This is a genomic window from Agrobacterium sp. V1 (assembly GCF_030518355.1).
GTDB lineage: Bacteria > Pseudomonadota > Alphaproteobacteria > Rhizobiales > Rhizobiaceae > Agrobacterium > Agrobacterium cucumeris.
Genome location: NZ_JAULSF010000001.1, coordinates 371,723 through 392,126, shown reverse-complemented (window position 1 = coordinate 392,126; position 20,404 = coordinate 371,723). Strand labels below are relative to the sequence as shown.

18 protein-coding genes are annotated in these 20,404 nt (G+C 60.6%); 8 read left to right on the top strand and 10 right to left on the bottom strand.

Annotation, left to right across the window (positions count from 1 at the left end; all coding sequences use genetic code 11):
- Nucleotides 1-2 precede the first annotated feature (2 nt).
- Nucleotides 3-2,024: a methyl-accepting chemotaxis protein gene (locus QSV77_RS01830; RefSeq protein WP_302732354.1), complete on the bottom strand. Its 2,022-nt coding sequence runs from the start codon at nt 2,022-2,024 to the stop codon at nt 3-5.
- 270 nt (nt 2,025-2,294) lie between these two features.
- On the opposite strand from QSV77_RS01830, the gene QSV77_RS01825 reads away from it, so the two are divergent.
- Nucleotides 2,295-3,047, top strand: a complete 753-nt coding sequence (locus tag QSV77_RS01825) for a TlyA family RNA methyltransferase (RefSeq protein ID WP_302732353.1) — start codon at nt 2,295-2,297, stop codon at nt 3,045-3,047.
- Nucleotides 3,044-4,294 carry a class I SAM-dependent RNA methyltransferase gene (locus tag QSV77_RS01820; protein WP_302732352.1) on the top strand — a complete coding sequence of 417 codons (1,251 nt, stop codon included), beginning with the start codon at nt 3,044-3,046 and terminating at the stop codon, nt 4,292-4,294. Before QSV77_RS01825 ends, QSV77_RS01820 begins: the two co-directional genes overlap by 4 nt.
- A gap of 10 nt (nt 4,295-4,304) precedes the next feature.
- Here the strand turns inward: QSV77_RS01820 and QSV77_RS01815 are convergent, their stop codons facing one another.
- The 3 genes from QSV77_RS01815 to QSV77_RS01805 all read right to left on the bottom strand — a co-directional run bounded on the left by QSV77_RS01815 (nt 4,305) and on the right by QSV77_RS01805 (nt 7,466).
- Nucleotides 4,305-4,619 (bottom strand): hypothetical protein, encoded by a 315-nt coding sequence (locus QSV77_RS01815; protein ID WP_302732351.1) that lies wholly within the window; start codon nt 4,617-4,619, stop codon nt 4,305-4,307.
- A 293-nt stretch (nt 4,620-4,912) separates the two neighbouring features.
- On the bottom strand, nt 4,913-5,671 hold the full coding sequence (locus tag QSV77_RS01810; RefSeq protein WP_302732350.1) for a crotonase/enoyl-CoA hydratase family protein: 759 nt from the start codon (nt 5,669-5,671) through the stop codon (nt 4,913-4,915).
- Between the two features lie 10 nt (nt 5,672-5,681).
- Nucleotides 5,682-7,466: an acyl-CoA dehydrogenase gene (locus QSV77_RS01805; RefSeq protein WP_302732349.1), complete on the bottom strand. Its 1,785-nt coding sequence runs from the start codon at nt 7,464-7,466 to the stop codon at nt 5,682-5,684.
- Between the two features lie 224 nt (nt 7,467-7,690).
- Between QSV77_RS01805 and QSV77_RS01800 the strand changes: the two genes are divergently transcribed.
- Entirely contained in the window at nt 7,691-8,686 is a 996-nt protein-coding gene (locus QSV77_RS01800; RefSeq protein WP_142839203.1) for a transporter, read from the top strand.
- 57 nt (nt 8,687-8,743) lie between these two features.
- Here the strand turns inward: QSV77_RS01800 and QSV77_RS01795 are convergent, their stop codons facing one another.
- The 4 genes from QSV77_RS01795 to QSV77_RS01780 all read right to left on the bottom strand — a co-directional run bounded on the left by QSV77_RS01795 (nt 8,744) and on the right by QSV77_RS01780 (nt 12,581).
- Nucleotides 8,744-9,262 carry a BA14K family protein gene (locus QSV77_RS01795; protein WP_302732348.1) on the bottom strand — a complete coding sequence of 173 codons (519 nt, stop codon included), beginning with the start codon at nt 9,260-9,262 and terminating at the stop codon, nt 8,744-8,746.
- Nucleotides 9,263-9,485: 223 nt separating this feature from the next.
- Nucleotides 9,486-9,962: a BA14K family protein gene (locus tag QSV77_RS01790; RefSeq protein ID WP_142839201.1), complete on the bottom strand. Its 477-nt coding sequence runs from the start codon at nt 9,960-9,962 to the stop codon at nt 9,486-9,488.
- Nucleotides 9,963-10,246: 284 nt separating this feature from the next.
- Entirely contained in the window at nt 10,247-11,329 is a 1,083-nt protein-coding gene (locus QSV77_RS01785) for a hybrid-cluster NAD(P)-dependent oxidoreductase (protein WP_142839200.1), read from the bottom strand.
- A 7-nt stretch (nt 11,330-11,336) separates the two neighbouring features.
- Complete coding sequence (locus QSV77_RS01780; protein ID WP_302732347.1) at nt 11,337-12,581, bottom strand: aromatic ring-hydroxylating dioxygenase subunit alpha; 1,245 nt, start codon at nt 12,579-12,581, stop codon at nt 11,337-11,339.
- A gap of 332 nt (nt 12,582-12,913) precedes the next feature.
- Between QSV77_RS01780 and QSV77_RS01775 the strand changes: the two genes are divergently transcribed.
- Genes QSV77_RS01775 through QSV77_RS01765 form a run of 3 tightly spaced genes read left to right on the top strand, consistent with a single transcriptional unit; the run spans nt 12,914 to nt 16,049 of the window.
- Complete coding sequence (locus QSV77_RS01775) at nt 12,914-13,522, top strand: DUF6656 family protein (RefSeq protein ID WP_161991141.1); 609 nt, start codon at nt 12,914-12,916, stop codon at nt 13,520-13,522.
- Between the two features lie 60 nt (nt 13,523-13,582).
- Nucleotides 13,583-14,560: an L-threonylcarbamoyladenylate synthase gene (locus QSV77_RS01770; RefSeq protein ID WP_302733868.1), complete on the top strand. Its 978-nt coding sequence runs from the start codon at nt 13,583-13,585 to the stop codon at nt 14,558-14,560.
- Between the two features lie 52 nt (nt 14,561-14,612).
- Entirely contained in the window at nt 14,613-16,049 is a 1,437-nt protein-coding gene (locus QSV77_RS01765) for an FAD-binding oxidoreductase (protein ID WP_302732346.1), read from the top strand.
- 25 nt (nt 16,050-16,074) lie between these two features.
- On the opposite strand, the gene QSV77_RS01760 is transcribed toward QSV77_RS01765, so the two are convergent.
- Nucleotides 16,075-16,593, bottom strand: coding sequence for a glycosyl transferase (locus QSV77_RS01760; protein WP_271360761.1), 519 nt, complete (start codon nt 16,591-16,593; stop codon nt 16,075-16,077).
- Nucleotides 16,594-16,878: 285 nt separating this feature from the next.
- Here QSV77_RS01760 and QSV77_RS01755 point away from each other — a divergent pair, with 285 nt between their 5' ends.
- Nucleotides 16,879-18,036 (top strand): PA0069 family radical SAM protein, encoded by a 1,158-nt coding sequence (locus tag QSV77_RS01755; protein ID WP_302732345.1) that lies wholly within the window; start codon nt 16,879-16,881, stop codon nt 18,034-18,036.
- 338 nt (nt 18,037-18,374) lie between these two features.
- On the top strand, nt 18,375-19,028 hold the full coding sequence (locus QSV77_RS01750; protein WP_302733867.1) for a ribonuclease HII: 654 nt from the start codon (nt 18,375-18,377) through the stop codon (nt 19,026-19,028).
- A gap of 172 nt (nt 19,029-19,200) precedes the next feature.
- On the opposite strand, the gene QSV77_RS01745 is transcribed toward QSV77_RS01750, so the two are convergent.
- Complete coding sequence (locus tag QSV77_RS01745) at nt 19,201-20,184, bottom strand: phosphotransferase enzyme family protein (RefSeq protein ID WP_302732344.1); 984 nt, start codon at nt 20,182-20,184, stop codon at nt 19,201-19,203.
- Nucleotides 20,185-20,404: the final 220 nt, after the last annotated feature.

Here is a 20,404-nt window from a genome sequence, read left to right as displayed (position 1 = left end):
GTTCAGAACTCGGTCCAGTCCTGATCTTTCGCAGCCGGTGCTTCCGCAGCACCACCGAAGGCGCGGGCGAGGCTCTGGCCAAGCGCCCGGGCCGGCGAAGCCACCGGTCTTGCGGTTGCGGAGGCCGATTTTACCGGAGCCTTGCGGACCGGTGCGGCAGGTGCCGGCTGGAAGGCGGGCTTGGCCGAAGACTGGCGCGGTGCAGAATATCCACCGGCACTCGCAACGGCAGCACGTGCGCCGCCCACCCGGAACTGGCCAAGCAGGCTGTTCAGCGCTTCCGCTTCGCGGGCAAGCGAATGGCTGGCGGCGGTCTGCTGCTCCACCATGGCGGCATTCTGCTGCGTGCCCTGATCCATGGTGTTTACGGCCGTGTTGATTTCCTGCAGGCCGGTCGCCTGTTCGCGTGACGCGACGACGATGGCACTGACATGGGCGTTGATCTCTTCGACTTCCGAAACGATGAGTTCCAGCGCCTTGCCGGTCTCGTCGACGAGGCTCACGCCATTTTCCACCTGCCGGCTGGAAGCGCTGATCAGCGTCTTGATTTCCTTGGCGGCGTTGGCGGAACGCTGGGCGAGTTCGCGGACTTCCTGCGCGACAACCGCAAATCCCTTGCCGGCATCACCGGCGCGAGCGGCCTCCACGCCGGCATTCAGCGCCAGCAGGTTGGTCTGGAAGGCTATATCGTCGATGACACCGATGATGTTGCCGATTTCACCCGAGGACTTTTCGATCTCGCGCATGGCGGCAACCGCCTTGCGGACCACGGTGCCTGATTTTTCCGCACCGGTGCGCGCACGCTGGACCAGATTGCCGGCATCTTCCGCGCCGCGGGCACTGTCACGCACCGTGGTGGTGACTTCTTCCAGTGCAGCGGCGGTTTCTTCGATGGAGGCAGCCTGCTGTTCGGTGCGGCGCGACAGGTCGTCGGCGGCTGACAGCATTTCCGAAGCGCCGGCATTGATTGCGGCAGCGTTCTCGCCAACCGTGCGCAGGGCCTGCTGGAGTTTTTCGACGGCGCTGTTGAAATTCACACGAACCGGATCAATGGCGGGCGCAAAAGGCGTTTCAATGCGATAGGAAAGATCGCCATCCGCGAGAGCGGCAAGGCCCTTGCCAAGCTCGGCGCTGGCAAAAGCGCTGGCGGCCTCGTCCTTCGCCCGTTCTTCCTCGTTGCGGCGGCGTTCAGTCTCCGTCGCGGAACGCATGCGATCGGTCTCACCGGCGAGGCGGGATTTTTCCAGCCCGGCTTCCTTGAAGACCAGAACGGCCTTCGCCATCTTGCCGACTTCGTCTCCACGATCCGTGGCCGGAACTTCCGTGTCCAGATTGCCATCGGCAAGCCGGCTCATTGCCGCAGTCATGCCGACGATCGGCGTGACGATCGAGCGTGACAGCGCCCAGATGAGGGCAACGGCCAGAAGACCGGCAACGGCACCGCCACCCAGAAGCGCATATTTCAGGTTCAGCGCCGCTGCCTGCTGTTCAGCGGCATAGGCCGTGGACAGGCCGTTCAGCTGTTCCTTGATCTTGGCGGCGGCGGCGCGGAAGCCGTCGAGCTGGCCCTTGGCCTGATTGCGGCCGATCTCGATGATTTCGGAAATCGGCGCTTCCGTCGTCTTGCGGGCAGCGATCTGCGGTTCCGCCAGTTCCTTGAAGAAGACGGTGGCGGATTTTTGCATGTCGTCGATGGAGTTGAGGATATCCGGCTGGCCGGCGGCAAGCGCGCGGGCTTCGTCAAGCTTCTTCAGCATCAGGTCGCGCTGGGCGAAAACATCATTATAGGTGCTGTCGCTGCGAAACAGCAGGAAGCCGCGCTGGTTGACGGCCTGCTCCAGCATGGCGGCCGTCGCGCCGTCCACCGCCTGGATGATATCCTTGGTCCGGTTGTTGTCGATTGTGACACGCTCGCTCCCCAGCGTCTGCCAGAATACGACCGCGGAGGCGAGCAGGCACACGCTCATCAAGGCACAGAAGGTGGCTATGAGCTTCAGGTTGATAGGGAGATTTTTCAGCGACATCGCAAACTCTCTCGGCGACCCGATGCCTCGGAGCAAGCGTCTGCGCTGCAACGGTCGCAATTTTGTGGATAGGAGGAGATGCCGTCATGGCAGGTTCCGGTGGCCGCACGGGCCTTGGGCACAAAGTGCAATACAAGCCTTTATATTGGATTAATCGAACATTCTGACTTTGCGGTGCAACACAAACATGGCCGGGGGCAGCGGCATTCGGGGCCGTTTCCGTGATAAATCGCTTGCATCGGCGGGGTTTGGCGGTCATTGAACGGGACCATGTCCAAAACATCTGAAAATGAACGGCTTGACCAGCTTCTTGTGTCGCTCGGCCACTTTGCCAGCCGCTCGCGTGCGCGCGACGCGGTTTCGCGCGGCACCGTGAGCGTGAACGGCAAAATCGTCACCAAACCGAGCCAGACCGTCGCTGCAAACGTCAAGATCACGATTACCGATCCGGCGCAGGCTTACGTCTCCCGCGCTGCCCTCAAACTTGCGGCCGCGCTCGATCATTTCAAGCTCGATCCGAAGGGCCTTGAGTGTCTCGATGTCGGCGCATCCACCGGCGGTTTCACCGAGGTTCTGCTTCATCGCGGCGCGAAACATGTCGTCGCCATCGATGTCGGCCACGGGCAGATCCATCCAAGGATCGAGAACGATCCGCGCGTCACCAGTCTGGAAGGGCTGAATGCGCGGTTCCTCACCACTGATGATATCGATGACCGGCCCATCGGCTTCATCGTTTCCGACGTCTCCTTCATTTCGCTGAAGCTTGCGCTTGCCCCGGCACTTGAGCTTGCGGAGCCGGGTGCTCTGGCTATCCTGCTGGTCAAGCCACAATTCGAAGCGGGGCGTGATGCCATCAGCAAGGCCGGGCTTCTGAAGGAGCCGGAAACCGCGCCCGCAGTTGCTGCCGAGCTGGAGCGCTGGCTCGTCGAAGACATGGGCTGGAAAAGCCTCGGGCTTATTCCTTCGCCGATTTCCGGCGGCGACGGCAATATCGAATTTCTTCTCGGAGGCGAAAAGCCATGAGCACCCAGACCGTGACCATCAAGAGCCTTGGTGCACAGGGCGACGGTATCGCGCACTGTCCCGACGGCCCGGTCTATGTGCCCTTCGCCCTGCCCGGCGAGACGGTGGCCATCGCCAAGGTGAAGGACCACGGCACGGTCATGTCGATTGCGGAAGCTTCGGCGGACCGCCGTGAACCCGTCTGTCGTCACTTCGGCCCTGAAGGCGTCAACGGCACCTGCGGCGGCTGTTCGCTGCAACATCTGGCCGACCAGCCCTACCACGCCTTCAAGCGGGAGCTGGTGGTTTCGGCACTGAAATCGAAGGGCCTGACACCTGATGTGGATGATCTCGTCATCTGTCGCCCCGGTGAGCGCCGCCGCGCGGTGTTTGCCGCCCGCAGGACGGAGAAGGGTCTGCTGCTGGGTTTCAGCCAGGCGAGCAGCCACCACATCGTCGCCATCGAGGAATGTCCCGTCACCTCGCCCGGCATCGTCTCACGCCTCGATGCCATCCGCGCCATCGGGCTTTCGATGACGGCGAATGCCGAGCCGTTCCGCATGACCGTTCTTGAAACGCTTTCCGGTCTGGATATTTCCGTCGAGGGTATCAAGTCTGTCAACGACAAGCAGCGGCGGACGCTGACGGAAACGGTGCTTGCCATGCGCGGCATCGCGCGTGTCTCGCTGTCGGGTGAAATCCTGATCGAACCGCAAAAGCCGATCATCGAGTTCGGCGGCGTGCCGGTCTCACCGCCCGCCGGCGGTTTCACGCAGGCGACGAAACAGGCCGAAGACGCCATGGCGGAACTGGTGCTTGCCCATATCGGCAAATCCAAGCGTATTGCCGATCTCTTCTGCGGTTCCGGTACATTTGCGCTCAGACTGGCGCGCATCGGCAAGGTGCATGCGGTGGAAGCCGAAGACAAGGCGCTGAAGGCATTGGATTTCGCCGCCCGCAACACGCAGGGCCTGAAACCGATCAGCGTCGAAAAACGCGATCTTTTCCGCCGGCCATTGATGACCAGCGAATTGAAGAACTACGACGCGGTCGTGTTCGATCCGCCACGCGCCGGGGCGGAAGTCCAGTGCAAGGAACTGGCCCGCAGCACGGTGAAGAAAATCGTTGCTGTCAGCTGCAATCCACTGACGCTGGCGCGCGATCTGGCGCTACTGGTCGAGGGCGGCTATCGCGTTACCCGCGTCACACCTGTTGACCAGTTCCTCTGGTCGCCGCATGTGGAAGCGGTGGCGGTGCTGGAGAAATAATCAGGAATAATCACCAGGCGGTATCGACGGTGCCGTTGCCGACCACGCCCGAGCAGCGGCAGGCACCGCCAACCCGACCCTGCTCGATCGGGCAGATATACGGGCGGCGGCGATTGGCGCTTTCCGGCGGGGTGATGACGCAGACGAAGCGCGCGCGGCGCTGGTGACTGCGGCTGTTGCTGGAATTGTAGTCCGGGCTGTCGTCATCGCTTGACTGCGCCAGAATGATGTTGCTGCCCGAAACCGGCAAGCGTGTGATCGCTGCTGCCTCTGCAACGGTTGCGGCGGAAAGAAAGACGGACAGGGCGAAAACCAGGTGGCGCATGCGGGTGCCTTCGGACGGAGAGTTGGTGCGATCCGTTTTCCGGACCGATTTGATGGACCATACATAATCCGCATTCACAAGCACAGCGGCTTCCAGCGCCTAACGATGCCGCTCGTGTTTCTTCTCCCCGCCGGGGAGAAGGTGGCCCGAAGGGTCGGATGAGGGCGAAACGTTGCCGGATTTCGGGGAGCTTGCCCCCTCATCCCGCTGCTGTGGACTTCTCCCCGGCGGGGAGAAGAAACAAGTGGCGCGCTCCCAGACGGTGAGCAACCGTCCCTAGTCCCCCGAAACGACTAGCGGCGCATGAATGCCTCGAAGGCGGCGCGGGCTTCGGCACTCTGCAGCTGCGCGATGAAATGGCGGCCTTCCTCTTCGATGCGGGCGAGAATATCGGCCGGGTTGCCGCGAACCAGATCGCGGGCGATCTTCAGCGCCTGCTGCGGTTTGGCCGCAAGCCGGGTGGCAAGCGCCAGCGTTTCGCTCTCCACATGCTCGGGGGCGACGACTTTCCAGATCAGGCCAGCCTGCACTGCCTGCTCAGCCGAGAATCCCTCACCCATGGCAAGCAGTGCAAAGGCGCGCTGATGACCGACAAGCTTCGGCACGAGCAGGCTGGAGGCCGCTTCCGGCACCAGTGCCAGATCCACGAACGGGGTCTTGAACAGGCTGCGTGTGGAGGCGACCGTCAGGTCGCAATGCAGGTTCAGTGTCGTGCCGATGCCGATGGCAAGCCCGTCCACACCGGATACCAGCGGTTTGTCGAAGGCGACGAGTGCTTTGAGAAGCTCGAGTGCGGCGAGCTTGCCTTTCCCGCCCGACATGGCGAAGGCAAGGAAATCGGCCATGTCGTTGCCGGCGGAGAAGCAGCCTTCCGTGCCGAGAAAGGCAACGACGCGAATCTCCGGGTCGTCATTGGCGGCCTGCAGCGCCTGTGCCATACGCAGATACATCGCATCGGTGATGGCGTTTTTCTTTTCCGGCCGGTTGAAGCGGATGGTCAGAACGTCAGGCGCATGACCGACCCGCTCGACAAGAATATGATCGTCCGACATCTGAACCTCCTCAGGCCAATACGGTGCGGGCTGCGGCAAGGCTTGCCGCGCCTGATATAACGCGATCCTTCAGCGCAGCCGTTTCCGCCAGCAGGTTTTCCGCCGCAAAACGGCAAAGTGCGGCGCGATGTGCGCCCCTGCCATCATCGACGGAGGCCAATGCGCCCTTGGCGAGATAGGCGCCTGTCAGCGCCAGACCGAAGAGACGTTGATAGGGTGTCGCGCCGGCGAGTGCGGTTTCGGTTTCCCCGGCCTTGATGCGATCCAGCAGCCAGTCGGTTGTCGTTTCCAGATCGTTGAGGCTGGCGTCGAGATAACCGGCGGTCTCGCCCAGATCATCACGGTTCGAAGCGGTAGTCCGGGCAGCGATCTCGCGCAATTCGCCGATGAAACCGCGCACCTGCGCGCCATCGGAAAGCGGCAGCTTGCGCAGCACCAGATCGATGGCCTGTATGCCGTTGGTGCCTTCGTAGATCGGAGCGATGCGGGCATCCCGCAGGTAACGTGCCGCGCCCGTCTCTTCGATGAAGCCCATGCCGCCATGTACCTGAATGCCCATGGAGGCAACATCCACACCGGCATCGGTGGAGAAGGACTTGGCGATCGGCGTCAAAAGGGCAGCGCGCTCCTGCCAGTGAGAGCGCTGCCGGGCGTCTTCGCTGGCATGCGCCATGTCGATGGCATGGGCGCAGCTGAAGGAAATCGCCCGCGACCCTTGCGTCAGCGCCTTCATCGTCAAAAGCGTTCTGGCGATATCAGGGTGTTCGATGATCGGGCTCATGCCGGAGCCCTGCCAGCCGGGCGCCTTGCCCTGCGTGCGTTCTTTTGCGTATTCGATAGCCTTCTGGGTCGCCGCTTCGCAGATCGCCACGCCCTGCATGCCGACGGCGAGGCGGGCGTTGTTCATCATGGTGAACATGCAGGCGAGGCCCTTGTTCTCCTCGCCGATCAGCCAACCCAGAGCGCCTTTTTCTTCACCAAACCTGCCGTCGCCGAAGATCATCGTGCAGGTGGGCGAGCCGTGAATGCCGAGCTTGTGTTCCAGCGAATGGCAGAAAAGGTCGTTGCGGCTGCCCGGCGCGCCGTTTTCATCGGGCAGGAATTTCGGGACGAGGAATAGCGAAATGCCACGCGTTCCGGCCGGCGCATCCGGCAGGCGAGCAAGAACGAGGTGGATGATATTATCAGCCGCGTCGTGTTCACCCCAGGTGATGAAAATCTTCTGCCCGAAGATGCGGTAGGTGCCGTCCCCATTGCGCTCCGCCCGGCTCTTCAACACGCCAAGGTCCGATCCCGCATGCGGTTCGGTCAGGTTCATCGTGCCGGTCCATTCGCCGGAAACGAGCTTGGGAAGATAGGTGCGTTTCAGATCATTGCTGCCGTGGGTGACGATGGCTTCCACCGCGCCCATGGTCAGCGTTGGCGCCAGTGCGAACGCCATGGAGCCGGAGTTCCACATTTCGAGGGCTGCAACATTCAGCATATGCGGCAGGTTCTGACCGCCGAATTCCTCAGGCGCCGTCAGGCTGTTCCAGCCGGCTTCCGCCCAGCGGCGGTAAAGATCGGCCCAGCCATCCGGCGTCGTGACCTTGCCGTCGGCAAGCTTCGCGCCCTGGCGGTCGCCAATATCGGCGAGCGGGGCGACCTGTTCCGTGGCGAAACGGCCGGCTTCCTGCAGAATGGCATCCACCAGATCTTCACCGAGATCACCCAGCACACCCTTTGCCAGCGCGTCTTCAAGACCCGCTACATGTTTGAGTGTGAAGGCGATATCATCCACCGGCGCGCTATACATGCTGCCTCCTCCCGAAGCTTTTGTATCCTGCTACTGCCTTCGGGCTAAATGATTTTTACGTAAACGTCAATTTGAAAATTCCCGCCATTTCAGCGGGATTGTTATAAAACTGTCATATGAATTTGCTCAGCATGCGCTGAAAGGCGCCGTGCCACCACTGCCGCTCCCGCACCAGAACGACAGACGCCTTCCCTCCTCCCATCCAGCCGGTCAGGACTGCCACGATGGATCTCATAACGCCCAATATTCCCGGCCTCGTCTGGGCCTATCAGTTCCACCCCGGCACAGCCCCGTGCCGGCGGCTGGCGGCCGATGCGCGCTTTCACGAGGTGGCCGAGTGCGAAGGTTTCTTCTGGCTGCATCTCAATCTCGCCGACCAGCGCGTAGCGGCTTTTCTCGAAACCATCGACGGTCTCGACCCGGCGGCGCGGGCAAGCCTCACCACCCATGAGACGCACCCTTCCATCGTGGTCGACGAAAAATCGCTCTATGGCACGCTGGTCGATTTCCAGCGGGAATTCGACAAGGAAACACGGGATTTCGGCTGGCTGCATTTTGCGGTGAGCGACCGTTTCATCATCACCACGCGCCTGCAGCCGCTGCATTCGGTGGACCGGCTAAAAGCGGCGGTCGACAAGAATTCCAACCGCTATCTCACGCCATCGCATGTGTTCGAGGGGCTGGTGGCGGAATTCCAGCGCTCGCTCATCAATCTGGTGATGGAGACGACGGAAGAACTGAACGCCATCGAAGATCTGGTCTATGACAGCGAAAACCGTGACGAGCGGCGGCGGCTTGCGCCACTGCGCCGCACGGTGGTTCGCCTGCACCGGCATCTGCGCACCGTTCTCACCCTGATGCGACGCGCTTCGGCCGTTGATGAGGACGAGATGCCTGACGGTTTCGAAGATGTCGCCTCACGCCTGATGGGTCGCCTCGAAGCGGTGGATCACGACGTCTATGCCCTGCAGGAACGCGCAAGGCTGCTGCACGAAGAAATCGATTCCAAACTTTCGTCGGAAACCAACCGGCACCTTTACATATTGTCGCTGATGACAGCCTTCCTGCTGCCGCCATCGCTGGTGACAGGCTTTTTCGGCATGAATACTGATGAGCTGCCGTTCACAGTCGGCACCGGCGGCACGTTGTCGGCCGGCGTCTTTATCGTGATTTCGGTCGTGCTTGCCTGGTTCGTGCTCAAACGGGCACGGATCTTGTAATAAAAAAGCCGCCCGGTGATGACCGGACGGCTCTGTCAATTTCAGCCTGGCATTCTATCAGCTGTAAGGCGAATAGCAGGGCTGGCGCGGGCCATGGTAAGGCTGGAACGTGTTGCTATAGGCATCGTAGGAACGATAACGGCCATAGCACCAGTTTACGTGCGCCTGGCTCATGCCGCCACGGCGGACCGGGCGATATTCGCGATAGACCGGGCGCGGACGATATTCCGGCACCGGACGGTAGACTTCACGCGGCTGCGACAGGGCGCCGCCGATGATTGCACCCGTCGCAAAGGCTGCGAGCGGGAACCAGTAACCGTCATGGTGACGATAGCCCGGGCGATAATCGCGATAACCGCGATGGCCGCCATACCAGCCGCGACGTTCGCCGCCCCAGCCACGACCGTCACGATCGCGCCAATATTGGACATTGACGATATTGCCGGCGTCGTTGCCTGCCTCGACACTTTTCGGTGCCATCGGCAACGGCATTGCCGCTTCTGCGGGAACCATCGCTCCTGCAATCACGATCGCAGAAAGACCGACAGCCAAGATATTCTTCATATAGTTTCTCATCTGACTTCCTCCATTCACGACGGTCAACAGGCCGCTCTACGTGAATAATAGCAGTTTTTTCTTCTCACTCGGCCAGTTTTCAGTCTGGCTTAAACATTTCAGGTTGCAGGCTAGGCGGTTTCGCCTGAACCCAGCATTAACGACCCAATCACGCTTCGTTTACCCAATCCGGCGGCCCGGAAAACAAAAGCCCGGATGAAAATCCGGGCTTTCGAAAATCCTGTCAGCGGCTGTAAGGCGATACGCATATGCGGCGCGGACCGCTGTTCGGCTGATAGGTGTTGTCGTAAGCGCGATACGAACGCCAGCGGTTCTGGCACCAGGAGACATGGCTGCCGCCATAGGCCGGGCGCGGCTGCTGCACGGCACCGCCAATGATCGCACCGGCCGCAAAGGCTGCCAGCGGGAACCAGTAGCCATTATGGTATCGGTAGCCCGGACGGCGATCACGATAACCGCGGTGACCGTTATAATAACCGTCGCGCGGCGGGCGCGGGCGATACATACGGTCGCCGTGCCTGCGGTCATAACGACGGTCATACCTGCGGTCCCATTCACGATACTGAACCGGCACGACATTGTCAGTCGAAACCACCGGCTTCGGCATCGGAACAGGCACCTGGAACGCCTGCGACGGCGTAAAGCTTGTGAGGAACACGATCATCGCCGTTGCGACGCTCGTTGTCCGGAAATTCATCATGATCTTCCTCCGTTTGCTTCAGCGCGTTGGACCGCGCCTCTTCACCCACGCGCTCTTGTCGGAGATAAGGGTAAGCCCCCGTTTCTACACCCGAAAAGAATTCGATGACGTGCAAACGAGTTTAGGGAGATTTGGTTCCATGACAACCATCCGGAGAAGATGGCAAGGACGACGCGTCCGCCAGATCGCCCTGGCTTTTCCGCGACGCGCCAGAACGACCTAGCTATTTGTTTTACGAAGGCCTTTTTCCCCGGAACCAACGGCACTTCCGGGGAACGCCTTCGTCAGGCTTCCACCTTCACATCGGTCAACGGCCGCGAACAGCAGGCGAGAATATAACCCTCCTCAATCTCGTCATCGAGAATGCCGCCATTGTGGTTCATCTCCACCTCGCCGGACAGCTTCAGCACCCGGCAGGTGCCGCAGATACCCGATTCGCATGCGGCCCCGATGCGCACACCGGCAGCACGCGCCGTCATCAGTACCGTCTGGCCGGGCTGGCAGGCCATCTCTTTTCCGGACAGCGTAAAGCCCACCATCGACAGCGCTTCGCCATCCACATCGGTGAGAACGCTCTCGCCGACCGTGACCGGGGCGGCGGGCGAAAAGCTTTCCTGATGGTAACGGCTCATGTCGAAGCCGGACGCATCGAGCATGGAGCGGACGGCGGCCATGAACGGCTCCGGCCCGCAGCAGAAGACGGTGCGCTCCATGAAGTCATGCGCGAGCAGCGCGATCTTGGCCTTGTCGACCATGCCTTTGAGCCCCGACCACAGATCGGTGCGACCGCATTTCTCGACAATAAAGCCGAGAGACAGGTTTGGCATGAAGCGGGCGAGATATTCCAGCTCGTGGCGGAAGACGATATCGGACGGCGAGCGCGAGCAGTTGATGAAGGCGATATCGCTTTGCGGCGCACGGTCGCTCATGTCGCGCACCATCGACATCATCGGCGTGACGCCGGATCCTGCCGAGATGAACAGATATTTGTCACCGGGGTGCCGCACATAGGAGAAATCGCCGAGCGGTCCGAGCGCCCGGATTTTCATGCCGGGCTTCAGATTGTCGAACATCCAGCGCGTGCCGATGCTGTTGGCCTGCGCCTTTACCGTGACCGAAAGCGCATAGGGCCGTGACGGGCTGGAGGACAGTGTATAGGTGCGATAGAGCGGCTCCTTGCCCACCGGCAGTTCCAGCGTGACGAACTGGCCCGGCAGATACCGGAACCAGTTCTGGTCTTCGGAGCGGAACAGGAACGTCATCACATCCTGCGTTTCGGGTGTCACCGAAATGCACTCCAGCAGCTGGAGCTTGTCGCTCCACGGCTTCATCTCGTCTATGTGCTTGTAGGTCACAACCATATTCATCTTCGCATCACGCTACTGCCGAAAGCCGGGCCTTGTCGCCGGAAAGCCGGTCGATCATGAAATCGGAATACCAGTTGACGAACTGCATCACACCGCCCTCGTCTTCCATGGAATAGGGGCCGGGCTGGTACGCAGGCGACCGGATGCCGAAGGCGTTTTCCTCGACGATGCGGCGGTCCTGATCGTTGGTTTCGTTCCAGACGTGGGTCAGGTCTTCCAGATCGTAATCCACGCCTTCCACTGCATCCTTGTGCACCAGCCATTTGGTGGTGACCATGGTCTCATTGGCATTGAGCGGCAGCACCCGGAAGGAAATGGCGTGGTCGCCAAGGAAGTGGTTCCAGGTCGTCGGATAATGGAACAGCAGCAAAGCGCCGATATGGCTGATGCTGACATCTTCGGACAGCGGCCGGCGCACGGCGCGCTTGCCCGACATGGTGTAGCTTTCCGCTTCGCCGATCAGCGGCATGCGGGCGACGCGGAACTGGCCCTGCGGATCGATCTTGAAACGGCTTGGCAGGCCGGCGGCCTCGCAGCGCGCCCAGTGGCCGCCGATGTCGGGGTCGCTGGCACCGCCATCCGTTCCCGTCACGCTCGGGTTTTCAGGATAGGTGCGGCAGAGTTCCGGGTGGTTGGCGGCGCAGTGGTAGCACTCGCGGTTGTTTTCCCAGACGAGTTTCCAGTTGCCCTTTTCGATGATGGTGCTTTCATGCGCGACCTTGGCTTCCCAGATGCGGTGCGGGGCCATATAGCTCTCGACTTCGGCCCGCATGGGCGCAAAATCCGCCGGCTGGTCGGCAAGGCAGATGAAGACGTAACCGGCAACGGTCTCGCAGGCGACCGGCTTCAGGCCGAATTCCGCCTTGTCGAACTCCTCGCCCATATGACGCGCGAACAAAAGCTTGCCGTCGAGATCGTAGGTCCACTGGTGATAGGGACAGACGAGACGAGCGGACTGGCCCTTGTGGGCAGAGCAGACGCGGGAGCCGCGATGGCGACAGGAATTGTGAAGGGCGCGGATCTCGCCGTCGCGTCCACGGACGATGACGACGGAATAGGAGCCGACCTGCACGGTGAAATAATTGCCGGATTTGGGCACTTCGCAATCATGGCCGACAAACAGCCAGTCGCGATACCAGATGGTTTCCATATCCAGCTTGAAATAATCCTGGTCCGTGTAGAAGGGCTGTTCCAGGCTGAAGCCTTCGCGGCGGTTCTTCAGCTGGCGCAATACGGTATCACGCAATTCCATGGCCAAATCCTCGATCAAACCGCCCTGCCCGGCACCATTTACCGGGCTGCGGAAGCATGATCACATCTAAACACCGGCGGTCATTTGCAGCAGCACAGACAGCGACATCGGCTTCCGCATTGGCGACAAATTGCGACATCCGCAAATGCCTGTCACAGCCCATTCCGCTGCGAAATCCGGCAGCTACTCGGTGAGAAAAACCACGTCGCAATATGACGCATGATACAGCGCGATTGCCTGTCCACCCGTCAGAAAACAGGGGGTGCGACGCAACGGAGTATTAACGCGAACTAAATTATCTTGCCGCATCGACAGCAACGAGGGCGTTCCTGGTGGAGAAGGCGACACGCATACGTTATTTCGATGCGGCCAGACATTCGATCATGCCGATACGGTCGAAGACCGCGCATTCGGATTTCCTGCGCACCGGCCGGATCAGCCGTTATGAAGAACGCTGGTTGCCGAGGGAGCGTGTCTATTACAGCCACGAGGAGGTGGCGGCGATGACCGGGCGCAAGCTGGAAGCCGCCGCCGATGCCACCCATAACCGCCTCAACACCTTTCACCAGTCCATCCGTTTTCCCAAGATGGTCTCCCACCATCTGCTCAACGACCGGCCACATCTCGGCTATTGTCATGTCACGGCAGCGAAAACCAGCTTCGACGCGGAACGCCACGTGCTCTGGTCCTTCTATTTCGCGAATTTTTTCGCCGAGCTGAGCGGTGCCGAAAACTTCTTCGAAAATATCGATGCGCGTTATTCGCGGATGTATTTTGCCGTCGCCATCAATGCGCTTCCCGATAAGGAATTCGCCGTCGATACCTCCTTCCATCGCGGTGGCCTGCTGTTCCAGACCCATGATCCACGCGTGGCGCTGAAAAATGTGCTGCTGCTCGGCGCGCGCTCGGAAGAGATGCGCAGGATCATCAAGGCGATATAAACGATAGCGCTTTCCATCCCGGCCAGAAATACGCTATTGAGCGCGCTGAAAGGCAGCATCATGGCGCGTCATATCAACATCGAAAACGAGCGGGAAACCGCGTTGCAGGCAGCCGTGGCGGAGCTTGCGGACGGCCAGCCCATCGCCCTGCCGACGGAAACCGTCTATGGCCTTGCCGCCGACGCCACCAATCCGGCGGCCATCACCCGCATTTACCAGACGAAAGGCCGGCCGCAGTTCAATCCGTTGATCTGCCATATGGCCGACATTGCCATGGCGGAGCGTTATGCGGTCTTCGACCCCATTTCGCTGAAGCTTGCGCAGGCCTTCTGGCCCGGCCCGCTGACGCTGGTTCTGCCGCTGAAACCGGACAGCGGCATTCATTCGCTGGCGACGGCCGGGCTTGATACGGTCGGCATCCGGGTGCCGCAGGGTTTTGCCGGCGACCTGATCCGCCGGTTCGACAGGCCGCTGGCCGCCCCCAGCGCCAATAGTTCCGGCAAGATCAGCCCGACAAGTGCCGCCCATGTGGAGGCCGATCTCGGCCAGAAGATCAATCTCATTCTTGATGGCGGGGCCGCCTCGGTCGGCGTCGAATCCACCATCGTCAAGGTGGAAGAGGATGGCCGCGTGCGGCTGCTTCGCCCCGGCGGCATCGTTACCGAGAACATCGAGCATGTTACCGGCCTGCGGCTGGAGCGGCCCGAAAAGGCCTCCGCTGCCATTGAAGCACCCGGAATGCTGGCGTCGCATTATGCGCCCGGTGCATCCGTGCGCCTCGACGCCACATCTGTTTTACCGGGCGAGGCGCTGATCCGTTTCGGCAGCGTCGCTACTAAAGGTGAGGAAGCGGCCCGCGCCGTTTTCGATCTCAGCCCCGCCGGCGATCTTGCCGAGGCCGCCGCCAATCTGTTCGATTATCTGAAAGCCGCCGATGCGACCGGCGCAAAGACCATCGCCATCACCGCCATTCCCACGCATGGTCTCGGAGAGGCGATCAACGACCGCCTTTCCCGCGCCGCCGCGCCGAGAGGCTGACGCCACTTAAACCCCTTTCGCCCATGTTTCAAACGACAGCGAGACGCCGCCCATGACGACCACCGCCATTCCCTCCTCCGACATCCTCGACCGCTTCACCGCCATTGTCGGTGATAAAAATGCGGTGCGCGACCCGGCGGAAATGGCGCTTCGTCTGGTGGAAAATCGCGGGCTTTATCGCGGCGCCTCGCCGCTGCTCATCAAGCCCGGTTCGGTCGAAGAGGTTGCCGCCATCCTGAAGCTCGCCAGCGAGACCGGCACCCCCATCGTGCCGCAGACCGGCAATACCGGGCTTGTCGGCGGCCAGACGCCCCGGGCGGAAGGCACCGACATCATCCTGTCGCTGGAGCGCATGAACCGCATCCGCGATATTGATCCGGTCGCCAATGTCATCGTCGCCGATGCCGGCTGCATTCTCGATGACATCCATAAGGCAGCGGAGACGGTGGAACGGATGTTCCCGCTGTCGCTCGGCTCACAAGGTTCCTGCCGCATCGGCGGCAATCTCGCCACCAATGCCGGCGGCACGGCGGTGCTTGCCTATGGCAATATGCGTCAGCTCTGCCTCGGGCTTGAAGTCGTCCTGCCGACCGGTGAGATCTGGAACGGGCTGCGCCGGCTGAAAAAAGACAATACGGGTTACGACCTGCGCGACCTCTTCATCGGTTCGGAAGGCACGCTCGGCATCATCACCGGCGCGGTGCTGAAGCTGTTCCCGAAGCCGCTCGGTCATCAGGTGGCGTTTGCCGGGCTCGGTTCCACCGAAGACGCATTGAAGCTGTTCGAAATGGCCTCGAACCTCTGCGGCACGGCGCTGACCGGCTTCGAACTGATGCCGCGCATCGGCGTCGAATTCACCACCAGACATATTCCCGGCGTGCGCGACCCGCTGCAGACGCCGCATGACTGGTACGCGCTCATCGACATCTCCACCTCCGATTCGGCGGAGACAGCCGAGACGATGATGCAATCGCTGCTGGAGCGCGGTTTTGAGGCCGGGCTGGTTGCGGATGCGGTGATTGCCGCGTCAGAAGCCCAGCGGCAGGCGCTGTGGCACATGCGCGAAAGCATGTCGGATGCGCAGAAGCCGGAAGGTGGCTCGATCAAGCATGATGTTTCCGTGCCGGTGTCGAAAATACCGGAATTCATGGCGACGGCGGAAAAGGCCGTGATTGCCGCTATTCCCGGCGCCCGCGTCTGCGCCTTCGGCCATCTTGGCGATGGCAACATCCATTACAATATTTCCCAGCCGGTGGGTGCCGACAAAGCCGAATTCCTCGGCCGCTGGCGGGACATGAACGAGATCGTCCACAGTATCGTTCTGTCGCGCGGCGGCTCCATTTCCGCCGAACATGGCATTGGCCAGCTGAAACGCGACGAGTTGGCCGCCATTCGGCCCGGTATCGAAATGGACCTGATGCGCCGTATCAAGCACGCATTCGACCCCGCCGGCATCATGAACCCCGGCAAGGTGCTTGCCGCCGGCTAAACGGGAGCGAGCATCATTCTCGAGCTTAGTTCGAAGGTCGCGTGGTCCAGGCGGGAACCAGTTCCGCATTCAGGCGGCGCGGCTTTTGCGCATGGACGAACTGCGTCAGGCCCATGCCGGATTTCGCAATCGCCACCGCATGTTTCTTCGGCATCAGATAGCCATGTTCCAGTGGCGGCGGACGACGCATGATTCGGCTGAAGAATGGACGCTTGTGGTAACGGGAGGGCGAAAACCGCGCCGGCTCCGCACATACCGTCACATATTCCAGTATTTCCTCAATCCAGCCGCTTTGCGGCCGCGCACCCGGCTCCACCAGCAATATCCACTGTCCACGCGCAGAACGCATGACATCTTCAATGTCCCATTGCCCATAAAAGCGGCAGCCGGCGGCATCGGCGACACGCGACGATCCATCGCGCGAGCCGTGATCAAGGATCACCACATCGCTTACAAGCCCTTCCACGGCACCGGTTACAAGCGCAGACAAGGTATGCGCCAGCTCCGGTTCCTGATCCCGGCATTCCATCATGACTGTCAACATATGCATAGCTCTAACGCATCGCACAATAAATTGCCACTATTCCCATCGTGGTAAAATCCGCCATTCCCGGTGCGAATCGGCACCCCCGCCCCGCGACGAAATCACTCCCCCAACCTTTCCCTGCCGGGATGTGGACAAATATCGGTTCTGCATTTTTGTTCTTGTATTGTTCTCATTTTTGCGTTAGGAATTTAATCATCGAAGAGGGGAAGAAAGCCTGTTCGAACGGAAACGGTTTAGGGTGTTTGGCGGGCCTTCAGGCGCGCGGCGCCCGGGAGCATCCAGATGAGAAACCATACGCTTTCGGGGCAGGCTGCCTTCCAGCCGAGCCATATGCCAGATATTGCCAATGCGCTGGCCGATTCATCGGGCCTGCGGATCGAGATCGACCGTCGTCGTGGCCGTGGCGCCGGGATCAATCCGGATGGCCGCTTCGAGGCCCTGCAGCGCGAGGTTTTCGACGATGGCTGGCAGACACTCGAAGACATGCCGGAATTCCGCACCGAGGTGCAGGTGGAAAAGCCGCGCAGCATCATCACCCGTAACGAATCGCCCGATATCCCGTTCGACCGCTCCATCAACCCCTATCGCGGCTGCGAACATGGCTGCATCTATTGTTTCGCAAGGCCTACGCACAGCTATATGGGTCTTTCGGCCGGGCTGGATTTCGAATCGAAACTGTTTGCCAAGCCGGATGCGGCAAAGCTTCTGGAAAGAGAACTGGCAAAACCGGGTTACAAGCCGCGGGTGATCGCCATCGGCACCAACACCGATCCTTATCAGCCAATCGAGCGTGAATGGCGCATCATGCGGCAGATACTGGAAGTGCTGGCCAAGGCCGACCATCCCGTCGCCATCGTCACCAAATCGGCGCTGATCAAGCGGGATATCGACATTCTGGCCCCCATGGCCAAAAAGGGTCTCGCCAAGGTCGGCATTTCCGTGACGACGCTGGACCGCAAGCTCTCGCGCAACATGGAGCCACGCGCCGCCACCCCGGAAAAGCGGCTGGAAGCGGTCAAGGCGCTGACGGAAGCGGGCATTCCGGTTGCCGTGATGATGGCACCTGTCATTCCGGCACTCAACGATCATGAGATCGAACGGATTCTGGAAGCCGGCAAGGCCGCCGGTGCGAGCGAAGCATCTTACGTGTTGCTGCGCCTGCCGCTGGAGGTGAGCCCGCTCTTCCGCGACTGGCTGCTGCGCAACTATCCGGACCGCTATCGTCACGTCATGTCGCTGGTGCGCTCCATGCGCGACGGCAAGGATTATGATGCGGAGTTCGGGAAACGCATGAAGGGCGCCGGCCCTTACGCCTGGCAGATCGGCAGGCGTTTCGAAATGGCAACGAAACGGCTTGGCCTCATCCGCCGCGGCATTCATCTGCGCGATGATCTCTTCGTGCCGCCGGGCGGCGCAGGGGTGCAATTGTCGCTGCTTTAAAAAACCGACGCTGAAAACATCCTGCCTGATCGAAGCGCCACACAGCGGGTGCGACGATATCAGGCAGAACACGACAAGGAGCGCTGGCCTCTTCCCTTCGGGCGGCCACGCTCCCCAAGAAATGCCCGGCGGGTTTTCCCTGGCCAGCCGGACATTGCCCCCCGGAACCGCCGCCTCGCGTGCGATCGTTTTTCCTCCGCCGCCCCGTTGGAGGATCAAAGGTCATGATGACCTGAAGGGCATAGTGAGCCACGCCCCCTCGACCCGGCTCACCCTGCCTGTCATCGCCCGCCTCCGGGGGCTTGCAGGAGATCGGGTGTGTGTGCAAGTTTCGCCGCATGAAACGCCGCGCACCACCCGATTCTCCTGTCCTCTTCGATCTCGCCGATACCGGCCCGGATTTTTCCTTCGAACTTGAAGCAAAAAAGAAGGGGCTCTGGCCCGTGGCGGGTACGGATGAGGCAGGCCGCGGGCCGCTCGCCGGCCCGGTGGTCGCGGCAGCCGTTATTCTCGATCCGGACAATATTCCTGAGGGTATGGACGATTCCAAGAAGCTGACGAAGCTGAAACGGGAAAGCCTCTTCATCCAGATCATGGAAACATCGATCGTATCGGTCGCCTCCTCCGGCCCCGGCCTGATCGACAGCATGAATATCCTGCGCGCCAGCCTCGACGCCATGCGCCGCGCCGTACTCGGCCTCGAAACCTCCCCCGCCCTCGTGCTGGCCGACGGCCGCGACAGGCCGCCGGGCATTGCCTGCGAGGCCAAAGCCGTCATCAAGGGTGATTCCCGCTCCCTCTCCATCGCCGCCGCCTCAATCATCGCCAAGGTGACCCGCGACCGGATGATGGAGCGCGCCGGTCTGGTGCATTCGTCCTATGGCTTTGAGGGCCATGCCGGCTACGGCACACCGGCCCATCTGCGCGCTATCGAAAGCCATGGCCCCTGCCCGCTGCACAGGATGAGTTTCAGGCCGCTAAAGCGGGATTGATCGTGGCGCGACGGACGCAACTCGTGATTCAGATAAATTTGTTCGATCAGCACCTTCGCAATGCAAAATACATCGACACGGATAAAATCTGGAAGCGGGTGCAAGTCAGGACGCCACTTTGTCTGAAACAGAGAGCGGCCAGTCTTTTCAGCATGGCGTGCTGGCGTCAGCCTCAGAACAGACGATCGGAAAATCGATCGATCTCCCACTTGGTGAGAAAATTAACCTGCCTCGGAATCCATTCGACAGAGTTGCTTCCCCATTCGTGGGTTCGGCTTGCGTGTTCACCCATAAGCCATAGGTGACGAACCGTCACAAACCTCAGCGCCGCTTCGAAGTCGTCAGGCGATATCGGCCGAATTGCCCGATACCCGTCCACGAAGGCGTGCCAGACGGTAATCTGTTCCCGGCCAAAGGAGATTTGAGCCCAGAGGAAGACAGCGAGATCATAAGCGAGATACCCCGGACCTCCATCATCAAAGTCGAAGAATACAGCTTCACCAGCCTCATTGATACGCGAATTGAAACCGTGACAATCTCCATGACAATATGTCCAAGTCAGATCACCGGCCGCCTCGATCGCCGTTGCTGCGCGCTTGGCGATGTCTTGAAGATCAACGAGAACCTGCGCATCATCCACAATTCCGCTGTCGCGTATTCGTGCGAGAGGCCGATGCAACAAATGTTCGAGATCAAGCCGATATAACGTTTCGCCAATGGAAAATGTCTCTGCGGCGTTGTGCACAAGAGCAAGGGTCTTTCCATTAGCCCGGGCATCGCCAGCATCAGCGGCATGCACTTCACGCCCACCAAGCGCGTCAAAAAGCACGCCCTCGCGCGCACCTTCCAGCGCCTGGCCTCGGACGAAGAAAGCGCCGTCACGTGTCGGAACTGGCCCGGCAACTGGAACTCCTGATTTCGAGAGATGGGACAGAAATGCAGTTTCGCTTTTGACGTCGGCTGCGCCACGGGAACGACGGTGGGAAAGCCGAAACACATAACGCTCGCTGTCGTTCACGGTGACGAGATAAACGTCGTTAAATCCACGCTGAAGCAGCTTACAGGATACAGGTTGCTTTAGTTCGTAGTGCCGATTGATAAAATCTTCGATCGCTTCACTCTGTGGGGTAGAATACAGCGGATAAAAGTCGATCATTTGGCTATGTCCTGCGGAGCTTCATGAGGCTGTCTCAGCATCGCGACCTAGTCGCTTGCTCCGTAGAATAGGGAAATCTGCTGCTGCGGCAATAATCGTTGCCGGTGAACGCGGACGCGCCATCGAATATTTAGGGTCCAGAAAGCCAAACCCCAAAGTTTGCCAATACCCGTCCCTTTAACCTGCCCCCTGCAAGCTGACCGTTTGTATGGGTGGCCTA